This window comes from Ulvibacterium marinum, assembly GCF_003626755.1.
Taxonomy (GTDB): domain Bacteria; phylum Bacteroidota; class Bacteroidia; order Flavobacteriales; family Flavobacteriaceae; genus Ulvibacterium; species Ulvibacterium marinum.
Map to the genome: position 1 here is coordinate 1,128,140 of NZ_RBCJ01000003.1, position 18,465 is coordinate 1,146,604.

An 18,465-nucleotide genomic window follows, 5' to 3' on the forward strand; every position below is an offset into this window, starting at 1 on the left:
TATGCAGGAGAAACCCAATCTTACCTATATAAAGGAACTTGCCGGAGACGATTTGGCCTTTGAACAAAAGTTTATCAAAATTTTAAAGGATGAATTTCCAGTGGAGACGGATGTCTATTATAAATCTATCCAAAATCATGAACCCAGGGCCGCAGCGGAAATCGTACATAAACTAAAGCACAAATTTAACATTCTAAGCATGGAGAAGGCCTATGCGTTTGCCGTAAAGTATGAGGAGGAACTTAGAGCAGGCCGCACTGATATGTATTCGGGTTTCAGTAAAATCCTGAATACAATAGAAGATTACTTAAAAACCATTTAGCATGAACTGTATTATTATCGATGATGAAGCGGCCGCTCGGGCCATTGTAAACCAGCTTTGTTCCAAGGTTCCTGAATTGGACGTTATTGAGGAGTTTGATAATGCCATTGACGCCATTAAGTTTTTGAATCAACAGGAAATCGATGTAGTTTTTCTGGATATTCATATGCCCGGATTTAGTGGGATAGATTTTGTACAGACTTTAAAGAATCCGCCCAAGGTGGTCTTGACCACTTCGGATACTGACTTTGCCATTGCTTCCTATGAATACGAGGCCATTGTGGATTACCTCGTTAAACCCATTACCAGTGAGCGTTTTGAAAAGTGTATAACGAAGGTCAAAAATTCCTTGACCCAACAACCCAAAGTATCGGTTACGGAAGCATCTTCCGAAATTGGGGAGGATCTCTACATCAATATTGACCGGAGGCTGATCAAACTAAAGTTGGGCGAGATCTTAATGGTGGAGGCCAAGGGGGATTATATCGACATTAAGACCGAAAAAGAAGAGTATCACGTACATACCACCCTGAAGAAGATAAAGGAAAAACTGCCCGATCATCTCTTTTTGCAAATTCATCGATCCTATATCATCAACTTCACTAAAATCATTGATATTGAGGATAATAGTGTTCTTATCGAAAAGAATGTCATTCCCATAAGCCGCTCCAATAGACCCGAGTTGATGCGTCGATTGAATCTTTTGTAAATCCGTTCCCCTTACACAAATTACAGTTCGCCCATAGCTATGCGCTAATGGTCTATCTTGGCCATAATATGGTCGTTTCTATGGGTATATTTAAGGTAAATAAAAAAGAAGTATAACCTTAAATCTATGCCTTATGAAAACTTTTTTACTTGTTCTTGTATTGAAAGCATTGGTAACCGGGCTTAAGACCGTAATAAGTTCCGTAGTCGTGGGTGTGGCTTTGGCCATGGCGGGGTTGTTATAAATAGCTTTCATCAAAAAGAAAAGCGCCCTTATCGGCGCTTTTTTTATACCTGAAAATGAACGCTATGCACTTACGAATGCCTTATCTACGCTGACAAACGGTTCAACTACAGCAAATGACCATCCACCGAAAGTCATCATAAGCTCCAAGTTTTCGTTCCGATATTTGTCCCATAAACTAAAACCTACTTGGTATGAAACATTTTTTACTTTTGATCGCTAGTCTAACCCTACTCGGAACGAGCTATGGTCAGAACTATAATTTCTTGGGGGAATACACCTCGGATGGTACCCCGAAATATTTTGATGGAAAGGATGAGGTCTCACAACAGACTTTAGATCTTATAGCAGATGCCCTTCCTGAGGGATTCCCTGTTCCGGATTATAATCCACAATATATTACATCCGGATATGATACCGATATTGTGATAAAGGAAACCGCCGACGTTTGGGTAACCTTTGTGGGCGAAGGTGCCGGGTATAAGAACGTACTTGGATTTTATACCTACGATACTTCCAACCCATCATCCGAAACACCGCGTCCAGAGGACATCACCATTGTTTTTCCCAATGTTTCGGCCAAATACAGTGGAGGTAGCCTGGAAATTGGCCACAAGGTAAAGCTTGGCCGTTTTTCTCCAGGGACTTCTATTGGTTGGGTATTATTGGCCAACGGATGGAAAGGGAGGGTTACCTCTGGACTTTGGCAATTGTACTCCGGTACACAATACAATCCGGAGCGGGAGGAAAGCCTTCGTTATCATAACGTTTTATTGAACGACCCGGACAACGAGCGGATCATCCTCGGGTTTGAGGATATCCGAAGGGATTATGCCAGTTGCGACCAAGATTTTAACGACGCCTTGTTCTATATAACGGCCAACCCTTATACGGCTATTGAAACTACCAATTACAATAAGATTACGGATCATGCTCCGGTAAGCTCAGGGAATGATGGTGGTCTGGAAAGTAATGGGGATTTGGCCCGTTTGATCGCAAAGCGAAATTTTGACCGTAACAAGAGCAACAGCTTTAAGAACACCAAGAAAAGGCAAAGCAAATACGACAAAAAGACATATAAGTCCCTGGGGGCCAAATCCGGTCAACTAGATGGTTATTTTCCTTCCTCGGGGATGTTCGGTACGGAGACCACCTATATCTCCAGTCCGGAAGACCTGTTGAACATTACCAATGCGGAAAACATCTTTTCCATCGACTATTATGAAGGGGCCAGTCGTGTTTCTGCGGCCCTGGCGACCGAGACGAAAGGTAAAGTGTATAATCATACCAAAACCATTTGTGATCGTTTGAACGACTCCCAATTGTTGGATGTCCGTACGGTTACCCTTCAAGGTCATGAACTGGTCTATTCCCAATTACAGCGGGCCAATGGGTCCATAGAGTATGCCTTGACCTTCTCGATTAAAAATGAGGGCGGCTCGCAACGTCTCTATAGCTTGTGGAATCTGGATGCCTATCCTAAAGGGGATTATCGCAACTTTCAGGTATGGGGCAATAGCATGGGCCAGGTGACTACTTTGGTAAATCATATTCTAAATGCCTTATCACAGCAAAAAGAATTGAAAACGTTTAAAGGAACGGATATTCTCCCAACGGTCTTTATCAAAAATGGCTACTACAAGGAGGGGAAGCTACATCTCAATGTGGTGAACAAAGTAGGCGCAAGCTGGTTGAATATAGATGGAAATTATAAAGTGAACGAGCAGGAGCAGGAACGCAATCTGAACAAGATGATTACGCTAAGCGGTGCTTGGGAGGAAGAGGTGATTGTGGATACCGGGTATTTGTTCGACATTGGCATATCCATATTGGCCGAGAATTCCTATCAGCATGATGCCATGTATTTGGCAGATGGCCCTTGGGGCGCCGATATGAACCCCAATGTAGATGCCATTGCCGAGTTTGAAATTAAGGAGCATTCGGAGGCCATGCCCAAGGACGGTCATTCCATAGAGCGAAGTGTAAGCGCAAAAGGTGAAGTACGGGAAACCATCAATATTTTCCGAAACCTATTGGCCGGGGATTTGCAACTGGATGTTACCGACTATAATTTTTTACAGTTCAACATTCAAAATGACAGACCCATAGAGGTAAGCTTGGTGACAGATGCCACGGATCGGTGGGAAGAGCGATTGCGATTTGCCTTGGAACCCTACACCGATGCTACATCCCAGCGTATTGCGCTCACCGACTTTAAAAATCACGAAGGCAAGCCTATGGACTTTACCCAAGTGAAGACCGTTGTATTCTCCGTACAGGGGGATTACCAAACCTATGCACCGTTTACTTTGGAAATTGAGGGTATGGCACTCACCACTTCAGATATCCCTGAGGAAGAGGAGGATGAAGAAGAGGAAACGGATGAAACGGTAATCCTGGCGAATTTTGATTCCGTGGAAAGTGTAACGGTAGATCCGATTATTGAGTACGTTGAGTTAAAACACTATCCCAACCCCTTTATCGAATATACGGTAGTTACCTTACCCGCCGAAACGGAAAAGGTTGCTGTAAGCTTAACGAATCTTGGCGGACAAACTGTATACCAAAATAACTTGGGAACTGAACAAAATAAAAGTGCGGTACGTTTGGAGGTGCCAGGGCTACATCCTGGAATGTATATATATACCATCATGGACTTCCAAAACGGAAGGACCTACCGCGGAAAATTGATCAAGGAATAGGCAAGACCTTCATATTGATTGGGATCAGAAGTGAGGTTTTTAGTGCGATTCGGCCCCGTCTTAGGACGGGGCCGTTTTTTTTAACCACCCCGCCCTGTGCATTCCTCCCCTCACCGAAGGGAGCCCGCCCGAACGGAACTGGCGGGGTGTCCGGAGGACGGAGGGGTTTCCAAATAAACAGTACATTTAAAACATGAGCAAGCTGCACAATCGGAAATACCTTAAGGATTTCAGGAAAGAATTGCGGAACAATTCCACCAAGGCCGAATCTAGGCTATGGAAGGTTTTACGAAAGAGGCAGCTCGAGGGTAGGAAATTCAGAAGGCAACACAGTATTGATAATTACATTGTTGATTTTTATTGTCCGGAGGAAAAATTGATTGTGGAGTTGGATGGTGCGATCCATTACAATTCGTTTAACGAGGCCTATGATATTAAACGTACCCGGGAATTGGAAAAAATGGGTTTTACGGTAATCCGATTTGAAAACATATGGGTCTTTGAACAAATGGATATGGTACTTGATGGTATTGAAAATGCGTTTCAGAATTAAGTCTTTCTAACCACCCCGCCCGTTGGGCACCCTCTGCATTCCTCTCGCACCGATGTTCATCGGTACTCGTCGGATGCAATATAAGGAGGGGATTCTTTACTAAATTCTTTTTATCTTTTTAGCTGTCATATCAATTGAATAGTTAATTCAAAGGTTCTCCCCTTTTTAAGGAGAGCCCGCCTGAACGGAACGGGCAGGATGCTGAAAGCAGAGGGGTTCTAAAATACAGGTGCCGACAGGCGGAGGGGTCGAACTAAACACCCCTTCTCCCACCATGCATTGATATCGATCTTCCCCAAGAACAAACGTACCATAGAACAAAAATTAAGATGGCTATATATATATCCAATGTCTACATTTTACAATTCAACCCGCCTTGACGATAATCCAGCATAAACCGCTTTCCAAGTCGATGGATTAGTTTGATTTTGCACGCATACTAATCTAAAAACTAGAAAGATGAACAAACTGACTTTAAAACAAATCGCAATTCCACTGGTTACTCTGGCCATTATTATTTTCATGTATTTTGGGCCGATCACCAGGACCATATTTGAAAACCTAATTATTTCTGCAGTAATAATTATCGCCAACACTATTGAATACAAGGGAAAACCCTTTGCCGCACCTGGGTTTTATCGCGAAAAATTCAATGTAAAAAACCTACTGGTTCTTGCCCCATTGACAGCATTTGGCCTATTTGTGTTCTACGTCTTTGCTTTAGTTCCTGGAATCGAGATGCTCACTGGAGTTCCTATTACCTATACAAACACGGCCCAATTGAAAGGTGATCTTCCAACTACTATCACCTGGTTATTCGTAATTTGGGCCACTGCAGCGTTTGGAGAAGAAATTATTTTCCGTGGCTATTTTATGCGACAGTTCGTCAAATTCTTTGGGGATCGTAAAATCAGTCTTGCTATTAACATGCTAATCTTTTGTAGCTTCTTTGGATACATGCATATGCAGCAGGGAATCACGGGACAAATTGTGGCAACTACTGTAGGAGCTCTCTTTTTTATCATATTCTACCTACGTAAATACGATTTGTGGTTTATGATTATGATACATGGTTTTTTTAATACCCTGGGGATACTCAGTTTTTACTTTGGATTGGCTTAACCTTAGTGATCAGTTTAGTTACCCTTGTCGATGGATCGCTATTCTGATCCCGAGTGCTCGGGAACTATGTCCGAATCCACTCCGCTTACCTATAGGGCGGGCAGGTCCAAATTTCTTCCGTCGGTTCTAAAACAAATAAAACGTAAATTTAACTGTTACTGACTGTTATACGATACCGTTATACGCAAGCAAAGAAATATGAACTTTTTGAAAAAGATTTTTGGATTAAACAATTCTCAAAAGGATAAGAGTCTTGGAAACTTTATTGTTGCTACGTTAAATGACAAAATTATGCCTTTAGACAGAGGCGAGGTTTATGAAGACCCGCTAGACGAATTTATTCAAAAGAATGGGATAGGCGAAGTTACTGGTGGTGGAACCATGCAGCACGAATCAGGAGAAATTGACTTTTGCGATGTTGAAATCCGACTTAACTCTGACAACGTAATTCACGATGAGATTAAATTGATAGTAAGTAAACTTGAAGAATTAGGCGCACCTAAAGGTTCCAAATTAACTATTGAACAAACTGAGGAAGTTGTTGAATTTGGAAAGTTAGAGGGTTTGGGCCTATACCTAGATGGAATAAATCTATCTGATGAAGTTTATAAAAACTCGGACTCAGAAGCTCTTGCAAACGAAATAATCAAATTGGCCAATATAAAAAGTCAGATAATCCGATATTGGCAGGGAAATACAGAAACAGGCTTATATTTCTATGCAGATTCATTTGACGCCATTAAGAAAGCGATTTCCAATTTTGTTAGCTCACACCCGGAATGTGAAAATTCAAGAATAGAACGCGTTGCCTAATAAGCCAATATACAACAATACCCATAATTCATTATGGTTTTGTGCCACATCAAAAAGTATTAATCAACGGCTGAATTCTAAGAGGAATTATCCTGGTTCTTATGCCTTTCTCTCCTGTTGACGGTTCGTAAGAGGCAATACAAGATGAGGATTCTTTTGTAAAACCCAAAAATCCTTCTCGTACCAACCCCGGATACCTATCTTTCCCAAAGAACAGCCGTACCATTTTTGTAGGGAAGTTCTTTTATATAAAGTAAACTTTTAACTTTGTGTAGCACAGATAATCAGCGTATGCTGGATAGCGAATTGACCTATTTTAATAATGGATATATAATCAATGATCATATCCACCACCAATAGTTAATGGTTGTATACAAGTGTTAGAAGCAAGCTAAAAAATGAGGAAACGAGATATCATAAAAGAGATTACAGCAGCCAAAAACAGATCGGAATTTTATGGTAGAAGCGAATTGCAATCGAGATTCTTTGAGATAGATTTTGCGTTGAACGAACTTTCCAACGGTAAAACAGAACTTAGTAATGAATTCCTTAGGTACATTCCAATTACTATTGTTGCATGCTTTGAATCTTTTTTTCGAACAATTGTCTCAGAGCTAATCGAATTTGGGGAGCCTTATACGGAAAATGTGTTGAAGTTTAATCAAACGAAGAGTATAAAATTTGATTTTAATATTGTCAACGAAATCCAAAGAAAAACAATTACCGTTGGAGATTTTATAGCTCATTTTCTCTCTTGTAACAACTTAGCGGACTTTAACTCTAATCTATCCATACTTACACAAACAGACTTTTTGAATGAATTAAAAAACTTCAAACCAAAAGGTATGCGTATGTTAATGACTGGCAATTCCGAAAAGTTTAGAAACAATTTTTCCAGAATTATTACTTCAATAAAGAAAGCATTTGAGCTACGTCATATTTTCTGCCATGAGTATGCAACTAAAGTCAAGGTTGAATATGAGGAAGTAAAACTAATCTATGAAGATTGCAAAATCTTCCTAAATCAAGTTGATGGATTCATAGTTGATTTAATTTACCCTTATATGCCGATTACAAAGGTGGATATTAAAGACGATTTAGAAAAATCTGAATCTGAATTAGCAGAAATCGTTGAAAAAGTAAAAAATCTAAAACCCATTGGGGAATTTTGCGGTTATGATAATACGGAATTTGATGAGGTTATCAATAAATGGAAAACATATCGTAATGCAAAAGCAGATTTAGAATGTTACTGTTATGACGAACCTTCATTACAACCTATAGTCTATTTAGACGTAATGGTTGATTTGACGCGCAAGATGATAGTTGATTTGAATGACGATTATGAGCTAAAAAAGCCAGCTACTAACAATGGCTATAATCAATAGCCGAACAGTTGACAAACATCTGCAAAATCTCAGTTGAAATTGAAAATCTTCAGCTTTTTTGTTGCCCACGGACTTAAAATGGGTGGATTCTTTATGGTCATCATTTCTTGTGTTTTGATATACAATAGCATCGTTGATAAAAAAATAATAGCGGAGAACAGAATTGTATCGGCCAGAATTTTGGAAACACCACCTGACTGCAATAACCTTGGACGGAGAGGGAGAGGTGGATATTACAAATTGGAATTAAATGGACAAATTTTCATAAAAAACGGGAATCGACTTGTTTGCGAAAAGCTTTATGGAAAGGACAAGATTAATGTTTATACAAATTTCAAGATGGATAAAATCTTATTTCTTGACGAATATGAAAAATCTAAAGATATTCTATACGGGACAATACTTATGTTTATAGGAATTGTCATTATCATAAAAAGCTGGAAGAAATAAAAACGTTTGCCAACAAGGGTTCCCAATAATGGCACCAAGATAGTTTATAAACCTGCCTGCTGGTAAGCAGGTTTAGTGCTTAGTTGGACATTTTCCGTAACATAAAATACGACTAGTTGTAAAGGTTCACAACTAATCACATCCCTAAACGTTATAGGTAAAGCCAACCAATTTGGAAAATATTTAGGTTACCTTTAATTGATACGCTTTCTTATGTTAGGATATTATGGGAAAATCAGCAATCAATTTAATCTGTCCCAGGTTAAAAGAAGAAAGATAAGGGAGTTCAAAGATGTCCTTACAAACAGTTCTGGTGATAATCCACCTCGATTCAGGGACATTCCACCCGAGGAATTAAAGAAGATCAAAGACCGAATCCGAAAAGAAGCCGCAATTGAAAATCGGCAGGAAATTCGGAAAAGACTGCTTGCATTTGCTGGGGCCATTTTCTTTATCTGGCTCCTAATTAAAGCATGCACTCATTAAACACAATTTAACCTACATATATGAATTTCTATGATTTAGCACATCCTTCCCTCTAACCAACACTATTATCCTCTATTAAACCTTGAACAAAATGTAAGCTTCCCTTAAAACTGAACTGTTTGAATTGAAATAGAGCCCATAAGCTGATAAGATTTCCATAAAGAACTTACGGATTATATCATTACTCCCCAACCTTCGCATAAAACACCGGTTTTTTCGTAAACAACCATTTGAGTTTAAATCCAATTTCGGTAAACTCAAAACCGGCGGCCGTAGCCGAGGCAATATTGCTATACTTCCCATAGAGGTCGGCGCTCAAGTATTTGGAGAATTGGTGCTGTAGTCCGGCTTCCGCCCTAAATAAGGTGGTATTCGGGTCTTCCTCTACTTTTTGTAGGCCTGTGGCCGCACTGGCCCTATACCGGGTCTTTTCGGAAAGATTGCCTCGGATATCCGCAAACAACTCCACCGCCTGATACTGCTCCGGGCTAAAATAGACCGTGGGCAATTGCTCCCTAAAGGTGATGTACTGGTAGTTGACCCCCAATTTTAAGGCAGGCTTTTGAAATAGCGTATAGTACAGGGAGGTAAACAACAGGTCCCGAGTATTGGCATCGCTCTGCTCCGTATGGATTAATCGGGTATACCAGCCTAGATTAAAGTTCGTTCCCAAATTGTAATTGAGGCCATAATGGTTCTGTACGATCTCCCGCTCGATCAAATCCGCATTAAAATTCTGTACCTCCCGTTGGTAGCCTAAAGTCAGGTTTTGCAATTTTAAAGGTTGTAACATCAGCTTGGCATCTAGAACGGGTTGGGTATAGGTATCGGCCATAAACCGGGAATTGTTGAATCCCACTACAGTTTTTAATAGGGTCTTGGGGAACAGTTTATAATCCAGCCCGGCCAGCACCACATGGGAATTGGCCGTGTTCCCGGTTACCGTATTCTCGGTAGTGCGATAGAAATAGGAAACTCGCGTCCTAAATTTGGTGGATATGGGAACATCCGTGGTGGTGTTGGTATAAAAGGCCACATTGTTCCCATTATCAAAGGTATAGGCCGCATGCTCCTCAACACTGGGGGTATACATCAGATTTAATTTTTCTACAAACCCTAGGGCATCCTTTTGGTCTTCATAGATGGCCAAAGTTTGGAAGGCAGCCCGGTAGGCCGGAAGGATGCGATCGCTGGCAAATAGGGCATTGGCCTTTCCCAAATTCCCGTCAAAGGAAGTACTGTCCTTCGCTAAAATAGCATTATAATTTTGTTCACTGGTCTTTGCATCGCCCGTATAGAGCCCTAAGGTCGCTCTTAGGGCGAGAATCCAATTTCTGTCGGGATAGACCTGGGCCAGACTATCGATTTGTTTCCTGGCCTTTACAAATTTCCTATTCCAGATCAAGGCCTGTACATAGCGGTCATAAGTGCGTTCGGTCAGCTCAAAGTCGGTAAAACGGGCTACCTTGGCCTTGGCCGTTTCGGCAACCTGTAAGGCCACTTTTTCATTTTCCCTGATATGCTCGGCCAGCGCGATACCGTTTAAAGCGGTAATGGAATCCTTGGGGGTGGTAGCATATCTCTTATAGGTTGCCTTGGCACTGTCTACCTGTTTGGTGATCAAATACAGATTGGCCAAGTTCAACAATACATCCTTATCTTCTGGGAAATCACTAAAGATATCCTGCAATAGGGCCTTTCCTTGCGCATAATCCTGGGCGTTAACGAATTCATTGGCATATCCCAATTGGATATATTTCCTAGAAATTTTCGCACTCCCATTTTCCGGGGCCAAGGCGATGGCCTTATTGATCCAAGACAGGGCGGCCTTGTATTCCTTTAAGTTACTTAAGGTATTGGCGTAGCCCAAAACAGCGGCGAACCTATTCGGGTAATCGGCCACCAATTTTTCGTATAGCGGTTTAGCGGCCTTATAGTCCCCGGCCCATAAAAGGGATTCGTTATAATTCACGGCGATTTCGAAATCCTGGGGATAGGTTTTGATCAAACCTCCGAACAATGCCTTGGCCTTTTGGGGTGACCCGTTAAGTCCAACGGCCCTGCCGTAACAGATTTGTGCGGTTTTGTTCTCGGGATCTGTATCCAAATAGGCCTTAAAAAAGGTTTCGGCCTGTTGGAATTTTCCATTTTCCAAATAGGTGAATCCGTTTTCTAGGGATTCCTGGGCTTGGCCCATTAGGGTAAAAAGGAATACTGCGGTTATCAGTCTTACGGTTTTCATAGGTTAAGTTTTTTAGGATTTCAGGCCATGATTTGGTTCGCCTTATATCCTGTTAATTAAGCTGTTGTAAAGTTACGATGGACCTTTCCGTACCGGAAGTAGGATAACTACCGTTCGTCTACAGTAAACCGCCATCCACCTGAATCCCAAGTTTTGAAACGTCGATCTGTGGGATATTTGCCTTGATAATGAAACAAAAAGGCTTAACCTTAAAACCTCATATTATGGCTTTACAAATCACGGAAACCAGAAGAATGTTCTCGGTTCATGGTGTACTGAACCGTGGCAACGCAGCAATCCTCAAACGTCATTTGAGCAGATTTTTGCATCCTAACAAACCAGTAATCCTAAACTTGGAACGCGTATTGGATATCGATATGATCGCAGCACATACCTTGCACGAATTGTACCTTCATGCCATGCGATCCAATCAGATCTTATCCATTGTCGGTATGGAAAACGGGAATATACTTCCTACACTCAAGGCAACAAAAACCACCAATATTTTAAGTCATGACCGCATTTAGGATAGCTCTTAAAAAAGTGTCTCCGGAACAACTGTTCATGGGGAGCGTACTTCTGGTAAACGGAGGCAACTACCTGTATAACTTGTTGTTGGGTAGATTGTTGGGACCCGAGGTCTTTGCCGAAGCCGCCCTATTGGTAACCTTGTTATTGGTATTGTCCTTTTTAGGGATGACCTTTCAATTGGCAACGGCCAAATTCGCTGTTTTGTTTTCGGATGCGGACTGGGAGGCCTTTCAGAACATGATGTATCGGTACGCTTTAGGATTTGGTCTATTGATAGGAATACTACTTTTTGCCTTTGCCGAAAATCTGCAACAAATATTCCAGACGGATTCCGCCTTGCTGTTCAAAACCTTTGCCGTTGGGATACCCCTGTACTTTTTTATGTCCGTTAATCGCGGGAAATACCAGGGAAGGCAGGATTATGGAAATCTTTCGGTAACCTACCAAACGGAGATGTGGAGCAGGTTGCTGGTTACGTTGGGTCTACTTTGGTTCGTGCCTCTGCCCCCTGCCTTCTTGGTAGCCTTGGGTATTGCTTTGTCCTTCGTCTTTGGGCTGATTCCGTCCGACTTCAGATTAAGTTCCTTATTTAAAAAATTATCCCTTTCAGCTGATCGTAAAAAACAGGTGACCCAATTTATGGTTCTGACCGCTTGCTATGAATTCACTCAAATTATCATAAACAATAGCGACATCCTATTGGTAAAACATTACTTTGATGCCCTGGATGCCGGACTATATGCTTCCTTGGCACTGATTGGTCGAGTGGTCTATTTTGTGGCCTGGATGTTTGTTATGTTATTATTGCCCACGGTAGTCCAAAAACAAAAGGACGGAGAGCCAACCGCCCCTGTCCTTTTCAAATACGTAGGCTACATAGGGCTTCTGTCCCTTGTCATCGTTTTGGCCTGTACCTTGTTCCCTAAAATGATAATTACAGTATTGTTTGGGGATTCTTACCTGGCTATGGCTCCTTTACTTTGGCAATATGCCCTGGCAACCTCGCTTTTTGCCATATCCAATATTTTTGCCTATTATTTTTTGTCCTTGGATCATTACGTTCCAGTAATGGTTTCAGGGGTATTTGGCATTTCTCAAGTAGGACTGATCGTCTTTTTTCACAGCAGCTTAAATATGGTAGTTCAGGTACAGATTATTACCATGATTGCCTTGTTAATAGCCCAGCTGCTATACTTTGCCCATAAGAGCATAATGCGTTAACCAACTCATACTGATATCAATTTGTAAGGCCCAGAGGACACCACCTGTTCTTGGGCTTTTGTTTTTTAGTCCCTCCGCCTATCGGCACTTGTGCGTTCCTCTCATTCCAGAGTTGGTTTTTGGATACAAACAAAGGCAGACGCTTTTTATTCGGATGATTTAACTCATCCGTACATTATTTCCATTCACCTATAGCAATCTTCCAACCATCGTAAAGCACCTATAAAACAGTAGGTTTCGAAGGATATTTGTATCAAATACTTAACCGAATATTAATTTAAAACTTAACCTTATGCGACTAGCCATTGTAACGGCGTATCCGCCCAGTAAAGTAACCTTGACCGAATATGGATACCATTTGGTAAAACATTTTAGACTTCAGGAGGAAGTAAGTGAAATCATCCTCATCACGGACAAAACAGAAGGTGGGAAGGACCTTTCTTTTGAAGAAGAGGGATGTACCATTACCGTAAAGGAATGTTGGAGCTTTAACAACTATCTGAATGTGTTCAAAATCAACCAGGCCATTTCGGAAACCCGACCGGATGCCGTATTGTTCAACCTTCAATTTCTAAAGTTTGGCGATAAGAAGATACCTGCGGCCCTTGGCCTTATGCTACCCTTAATCTGTAAGCTAAAGGGTATCCCGACCATTTCCTTGTTACATAACATCTTGGAACAGGTAGATTTGGATAACGCGGGCATTACCACAAACAAGTGGCTCCAGAAAATCTATAATTTCATTGGAAGTACCTTAACCCGATTCGTATTAGCTTCCGATATCCTAGCGGTCACCATAAGCAAATACAAGACCATTTTGGAAGAAAAGTATAAGTCCCGAAATGTGGCCTTGATCCCCCATGGGGCCTTTGAAACACCGCCTGAACCAGATTATAGGCTGCCCGAAGGTCCAAAACAGGTCATGGCTTTTGGGAAATTCGGCACCTACAAAAAAGTAGAGATTATGATCGAGGCAGTGGAAATGATCCGTAAGCGTACGGGCGAGAATATCGAAATTGTGATCGCCGGTACGGACAGCCCCAATACCCCAGGTTATTTGGATGCCGTAAAAGAGAAATACAGTGATGTGGAACAGATCCGTTTTACCGGTTATGTGGCCGAGGAAGATGTACCCCGAATTTTTGGCGAAAGTGCCGTTGTTGTCTTTCCATATACCTCCACAACAGGAAGCTCCGGCGTTCTGCATCAAGCGGGAAGCTATGGTAAGGCCGTTGCCTTACCGGACTTGGGCGATTTGAGTATCCTAGTTCAGGAAGAAGGGTACAAAGGCGAATTTTTTGACCCTGAAAGTGCTGAATCCCTGGCCGATGCCATAGAACATGTTTTGCTGGATGATTCGTATCGGATTCATTTGGGCATGACCAACTATAAGGCGGCCTGCTCGTTACCCATGTCCGATATTACAAAGATGTATGTAGACTATTTTAAGGCGATCCAATTTTCAAAATCGAAAGGGTTCACTTTGAATATTCCAAGTATCGAAAAAGAAATAACGATTTAAAATATAGGTTAGGTTAAGTGAAAAAGGGAGTGGCCTGGTTAGCTGCTCCCTTTTTCTATTTATTCCCTGTCGACCTGTCCTTGTTTCACGAATACCTAAAGGATAAATAGCAAATAGAATTAAAAGGATAAAGGTTAAATCCATATCTTTATAGCCTGATTTACTATTACTAACATACTATCTACGTCTTTCCGCAAGACCCATGCCATACTCGGCGTTTATAAGGCTGAGGAACGTTTCGTTTCCTCGTTGCCAGAGATAGTCATCGCATTTTTATAACCACATTTTGTATAACGACCACCATATGGTTGTACTAGCAATTGCTTTATCCTATGAACCCGATAAAGCCTAAACTTTAGTAAAATGAATAGTAAATCACTGATAAATAGAGATATAGAACTGTTTTATAACCGAGCATCCGAAGAAACGCGATTGGAGAAGGGGATGGGTGTCTTTGAATTCGAACGGGTGAAATCGCTTATTGAAAAGTATATTCCATCCCCATCTTCCAAAATTGTTGATGTTGGCGGCGGTACTGGTAAATATGCCGAATGGCTGGCCAAAAAGGGACATAGCGTCCATGTAGTAGAACCCGTCGAAAAACATTGCGTACTGGCCCAAGATCGAGCGGACCGGCTAAGGAAGCCTTTTGTTGTCCATAGGGGGGAGGCCCGGAATTTGAAATTTTCTAACAACTTTGCGGATGTCATTATTCTGCATGGGCCGCTTTACCATCTTCAGAAAAAAGAAGATAGGATAAGTGCCCTACGGGAAGCAAAACGAGTAGTGCGGAAAAATGGGATTATCTTGGGTTTTGCCATAAACTATACCGCCTCTACCTTGGCCGGCCTTTTCAATGGGTTGATTCATAAACCTGCCTTTTTTGATATGTGCCAAACGGAATTGGTGACCAGTGTCCATAATCGGCCCGATGCTTTTCCGTGGCTTTTAGCTGAAGCATTTTACCATAGACCGGATGGGTTAAAAGAGGAGTTTCTAGAGCAGGAATTGGAGTGTATACATATGCACGCCGTTGAGGGCATGGTCTGGTTGGATAAAAACTATTTTGCAAGCTTAAACCATGAAAAGAAGCGGAAAAATTTGATGAGACTTTTAGAAATTACAGAAAATGATTTTGGGCTCTTGCCTTTTAGTCCACATATAATGATTGCAGCAAAGAATACATTATGACAGATAAATTGAAATACTACGAGGCCTTGAAATTGAGTAATGGCCGCCTGAATGAAATAGAGCTAGGTGAAAAACTGGGTATAAATGAAGCCAGGACCCAGGAATTGATCGCTATCCTATTATCCGAATATAAGATAGCATACGCTATAAATGGATATTGTAACTATAGCATTTTTTCGAAGGCGAGGGCCAGACCCAATAGCCGGTAGGGAATAAAAATTAATCGGTAACATCAAAAACGGTATATGCTGTTTTTGGTTGGCCTTCTTTGTCGATAATTCCGAAATGTCGTTGCTTTCCCGTACGCCAGGGCAGGCTTCCGACAACAGCTTCGGGGATGGCCTCAAAATCATGCAATGTCCAGAACATAAAGGGAAGGTCCTGTGTTTTTAGCGTTTCCTGCATTTGGGTAAAATAGGTAGCTTGGGTTTCCTCTGACCCCAAATATAAGTTCCAAAGTCCGTCATAGGAAGAGTACCCATATTCCTGTAATAGTATGGGTTTATTGGGAACCGCGGTTTTAAGTCGAGTAAGGGCTTCCGAAAAATTCGTAGGGTTCAAATAGTAATGAAAGGACACAAAGTCGACCCTTTCGGACAAATGTTCCGCAGCGGCGGGATTGGACCATCCAATGGTAACCGGATGCTCGGTATCCCATGTTTTGATTTCCGAAATCATTTGTGCTAACCAAGCCATGACCCTTTCCTGGCCACGAGAGTCAAAATCCAGATCGGGTTCATTTTTGATATCCCAGGCTAGGAGTGCCTCATGTCCCTTTAAGGCCTTTACGATTTGTTCGGCATGTCTATGGGTAAGTGTCCAATTATGGATGGCATAATCCCCATAAAAATCAAAGAGCGTTACCATAACTTTCAATCCATTCTTTTCGGCCAGATCTAAGGTTTGCTCTAATCGTTCAAGTCTATCTTTCCGTACTTCTGATTTACCAAAATCCATGTAGGGTACAAAGATGCGTACGGTATTTAAATTCAGTTTCTTGATCCGTATAAAATCGGCATTGATGATGCTGTCATTGAACTGCATACCGAACATATTCCAAGGGTTTTTTTGTGGATAATAATTGATGCCCTTGATTTTTGAAATAGAGGTTACCGAGGGTGCATTTTTTAAGGATGATTGCGTCTTTTCTTGGGTTGAAGGTCTTTCCACCATATGTCTGATTCTCCAGAAACCGTCTTCCAATAGAAGCATCACCTGATAGGAGCTCGTATTTTTTTGTTCCAGTATTAATTTGTCCTCAACGTAGATTTTTTCATAGCGTTCCACGTTTCGATCGGTGAGCACCACTATTTTGCCATCGGCACTATAGAACTCCAGTTTTGGGTTGTGTTGTAAGGTTGTCGTCTTAAGGGTGCTATTGTTGGCCTTGTTGAAATCAAGGATGTTGTTCAATTTCACACGGGCACTGTCCGTGTAATAATCCGCTATGCCATAGAGATTGTTGGTTTCCAATGCGAGGTTTCGCACACGCCAAGCCTTTAGATAGTCGCGCTCTATCTCTTTCAAAGTTTGCGTTTCCATCGGTCGACCTTCATTGGATAAAGTTTCCCAAACAACTTTTGGAAGATAATCGGCGGAGAGCTCTTTGGATACATGTAACATGTTGGAACGATCGGCTCCGGTATTCAAGTAGGACCATACGGCACCTATACCAAAAAGAATCAGGCCGTTTACCGCCAAGAATGACAGAATCAGCAGAATACGATATAGGGTTCGGTTTACCTTCATTTCAATAGCACATTCTTTCTTTTAATCATTCCCGCTGCTTCAAGGGTCAGTGTGTAGGAGCCATTTGGATAAAAATCCTTGGATAGGGTGAATTGAGCTTTCCCTAGTCTCGAGGTCGCTCTTTTGGTATCGAATAACACCTTGTTTTCATCCTCTATTTTTAGTGTAATCGGCATCCCATCCGGTATCCATTGCCCCATAAAACTTTGCATTTCTTTGATGTTGAGCGTTCTCCCATTTTCGGAAAGGGAAAGCTTAAAATCCTTAAGGGCGGCTTCGAAATCCAGGGTAATTGTATTGCTTTTAGCGGCTCCGGTGATATAGGCCGTGATGTTCCAGGTTTCCGCTTCGGTAGGATGTAACAAACGTGCCTCTGCCACTCCGTTGATCGTAGTTCCTGTGGTTTGGAGTAGCATACCCTTGGTATTGGCAACCGAAAAGGAAACCAATGTACCATCGCTTACGATATTCCCAAATTCATCTTGTATGGCGTCGGTGGAAAAAGTGATGATCTGATTTCCATCGGCATACGGATGGGTTCGCTCATATGCTATCTGAAAATCTATAGGATTGGCAGGGTGAACTTGGGTAGTAAGCTCCTTGCTGTGGCTGTCATTGCAGGATGCAGTGACCAAAATGCGTCCGGATTTTTCGGTACTATGTATGTTTTTCCAACCCATTAGGTTCTTTAAGCGAACGGAGGTTTGTTGCACGGTATCCTCAAGTTGATGGCTATAGCGGATTTCCGTGCTATCGGACAAGGGATTGTCATAGATGTCGGTAGGGGAGGTAACAAACATGGAAAAATCGGTTTTTCCCGCAATAATGCTTTGAGGCCCCAAATAGGATTCCATAAGGGTTCCCTTTTGGGGATTGGGGAGGATGGAAATTTCTCCCTTATCATAGATGCCCTCATTGTGCACCAATGCCCAATGACAGATTCCCGCCTTTTGACGGAACGCCTTCGGGAACCGGAACGTCAATTCGGTATCTTTTAATTTAGGTTTAAGAACTACACTTCCCAAGGCATTGGAAACCACCAAATGGGTATGTTCCGTTGTATTTCCCTTAAATTGAACTTCGATGCTATCCCCGGCGGAAAACACACTTTTTAACGGTATCCGTTCATAAGAAACGGGATGGTGGGTGTTTTCGGTATCCGCTTCCCTACAACCGAGCAAGAGCACTAAAAAGACAAGTATGTACAAGGTACGTTTCAAA

17 protein-coding genes are annotated in these 18,465 nt (G+C 41.8%); 14 read left to right on the top strand and 3 right to left on the bottom strand.

Annotation, left to right across the window (positions count from 1 at the left end):
• Position 1 precedes the first annotated feature (1 nt).
• The 9 genes from D7Z94_RS18080 (at position 2) to D7Z94_RS18120 (ending at position 8,788) form a co-directional block, all read left to right on the top strand.
• Positions 2–322, top strand: a complete 321-nt coding sequence (locus tag D7Z94_RS18080; protein ID WP_120712954.1) for an Hpt domain-containing protein — start codon at positions 2–4, stop codon at positions 320–322.
• A 1-nt stretch (position 323) separates the two neighbouring features.
• Positions 324–1,031, top strand: coding sequence for a LytR/AlgR family response regulator transcription factor (locus tag D7Z94_RS18085; RefSeq protein ID WP_120712955.1), 708 nt, complete (start codon positions 324–326; stop codon positions 1,029–1,031).
• A 437-nt stretch (positions 1,032–1,468) separates the two neighbouring features.
• Entirely contained in the window at positions 1,469–3,976 is a 2,508-nt protein-coding gene (locus D7Z94_RS18090; RefSeq protein ID WP_120712956.1) for a DUF4114 domain-containing protein, read from the top strand.
• A gap of 193 nt (positions 3,977–4,169) precedes the next feature.
• Positions 4,170–4,529 carry an endonuclease domain-containing protein gene (locus tag D7Z94_RS18095; RefSeq protein WP_120712957.1) on the top strand — a complete coding sequence of 120 codons (360 nt, stop codon included), beginning with the start codon at positions 4,170–4,172 and terminating at the stop codon, positions 4,527–4,529.
• Between the two features lie 459 nt (positions 4,530–4,988).
• Positions 4,989–5,651: a CPBP family intramembrane glutamic endopeptidase gene (locus D7Z94_RS18100; protein ID WP_120712958.1), complete on the top strand. Its 663-nt coding sequence runs from the start codon at positions 4,989–4,991 to the stop codon at positions 5,649–5,651.
• A gap of 207 nt (positions 5,652–5,858) precedes the next feature.
• Complete coding sequence (locus D7Z94_RS18105) at positions 5,859–6,464, top strand: hypothetical protein (RefSeq protein ID WP_120713211.1); 606 nt, start codon at positions 5,859–5,861, stop codon at positions 6,462–6,464.
• Between the two features lie 398 nt (positions 6,465–6,862).
• Positions 6,863–7,852, top strand: a complete 990-nt coding sequence (locus D7Z94_RS18110; RefSeq protein WP_120712959.1) for a HEPN domain-containing protein — start codon at positions 6,863–6,865, stop codon at positions 7,850–7,852.
• Between the two features lie 39 nt (positions 7,853–7,891).
• Positions 7,892–8,302, top strand: a complete 411-nt coding sequence (locus tag D7Z94_RS18115) for a hypothetical protein (RefSeq protein WP_147415926.1) — start codon at positions 7,892–7,894, stop codon at positions 8,300–8,302.
• A 213-nt stretch (positions 8,303–8,515) separates the two neighbouring features.
• Positions 8,516–8,788 (top strand): hypothetical protein, encoded by a 273-nt coding sequence (locus tag D7Z94_RS18120; RefSeq protein WP_120712961.1) that lies wholly within the window; start codon positions 8,516–8,518, stop codon positions 8,786–8,788.
• Between the two features lie 181 nt (positions 8,789–8,969).
• On the opposite strand, the gene D7Z94_RS18125 is transcribed toward D7Z94_RS18120, so the two are convergent.
• A complete protein-coding gene (locus D7Z94_RS18125; RefSeq protein ID WP_120712962.1) occupies positions 8,970–11,030 on the bottom strand; it encodes a tetratricopeptide repeat protein in 2,061 nt (686 codons plus the stop codon).
• A 224-nt stretch (positions 11,031–11,254) separates the two neighbouring features.
• Between D7Z94_RS18125 and D7Z94_RS18130 the strand changes: the two genes are divergently transcribed.
• From D7Z94_RS18130 to D7Z94_RS18150, 5 genes are all read left to right on the top strand, one after another.
• Entirely contained in the window at positions 11,255–11,557 is a 303-nt protein-coding gene (locus D7Z94_RS18130) for an STAS domain-containing protein (RefSeq protein WP_147415927.1), read from the top strand.
• A complete protein-coding gene (locus D7Z94_RS18135; RefSeq protein ID WP_120712964.1) occupies positions 11,544–12,782 on the top strand; it encodes an oligosaccharide flippase family protein in 1,239 nt (412 codons plus the stop codon). Before D7Z94_RS18130 ends, D7Z94_RS18135 begins: the two co-directional genes overlap by 14 nt.
• A gap of 292 nt (positions 12,783–13,074) precedes the next feature.
• Positions 13,075–14,304, top strand: a complete 1,230-nt coding sequence (locus D7Z94_RS18140; protein WP_120712965.1) for a glycosyltransferase — start codon at positions 13,075–13,077, stop codon at positions 14,302–14,304.
• 363 nt (positions 14,305–14,667) lie between these two features.
• A complete protein-coding gene (locus tag D7Z94_RS18145) occupies positions 14,668–15,495 on the top strand; it encodes a class I SAM-dependent methyltransferase (protein ID WP_120712966.1) in 828 nt (275 codons plus the stop codon).
• Positions 15,492–15,704, top strand: coding sequence for a hypothetical protein (locus D7Z94_RS18150; RefSeq protein ID WP_120712967.1), 213 nt, complete (start codon positions 15,492–15,494; stop codon positions 15,702–15,704). Before D7Z94_RS18145 ends, D7Z94_RS18150 begins: the two co-directional genes overlap by 4 nt.
• Before the next feature lie 10 nt (positions 15,705–15,714).
• Here the strand turns inward: D7Z94_RS18150 and D7Z94_RS18155 are convergent, their stop codons facing one another.
• A complete protein-coding gene (locus D7Z94_RS18155; protein WP_120712968.1) occupies positions 15,715–17,244 on the bottom strand; it encodes a cellulase family glycosylhydrolase in 1,530 nt (509 codons plus the stop codon).
• Positions 17,241–18,464, bottom strand: coding sequence for a hypothetical protein (locus D7Z94_RS18160; RefSeq protein WP_120712969.1), 1,224 nt, complete (start codon positions 18,462–18,464; stop codon positions 17,241–17,243). The genes D7Z94_RS18155 and D7Z94_RS18160 overlap by 4 nt, the downstream gene beginning before the upstream one ends.
• Position 18,465 lies beyond the last annotated feature (1 nt).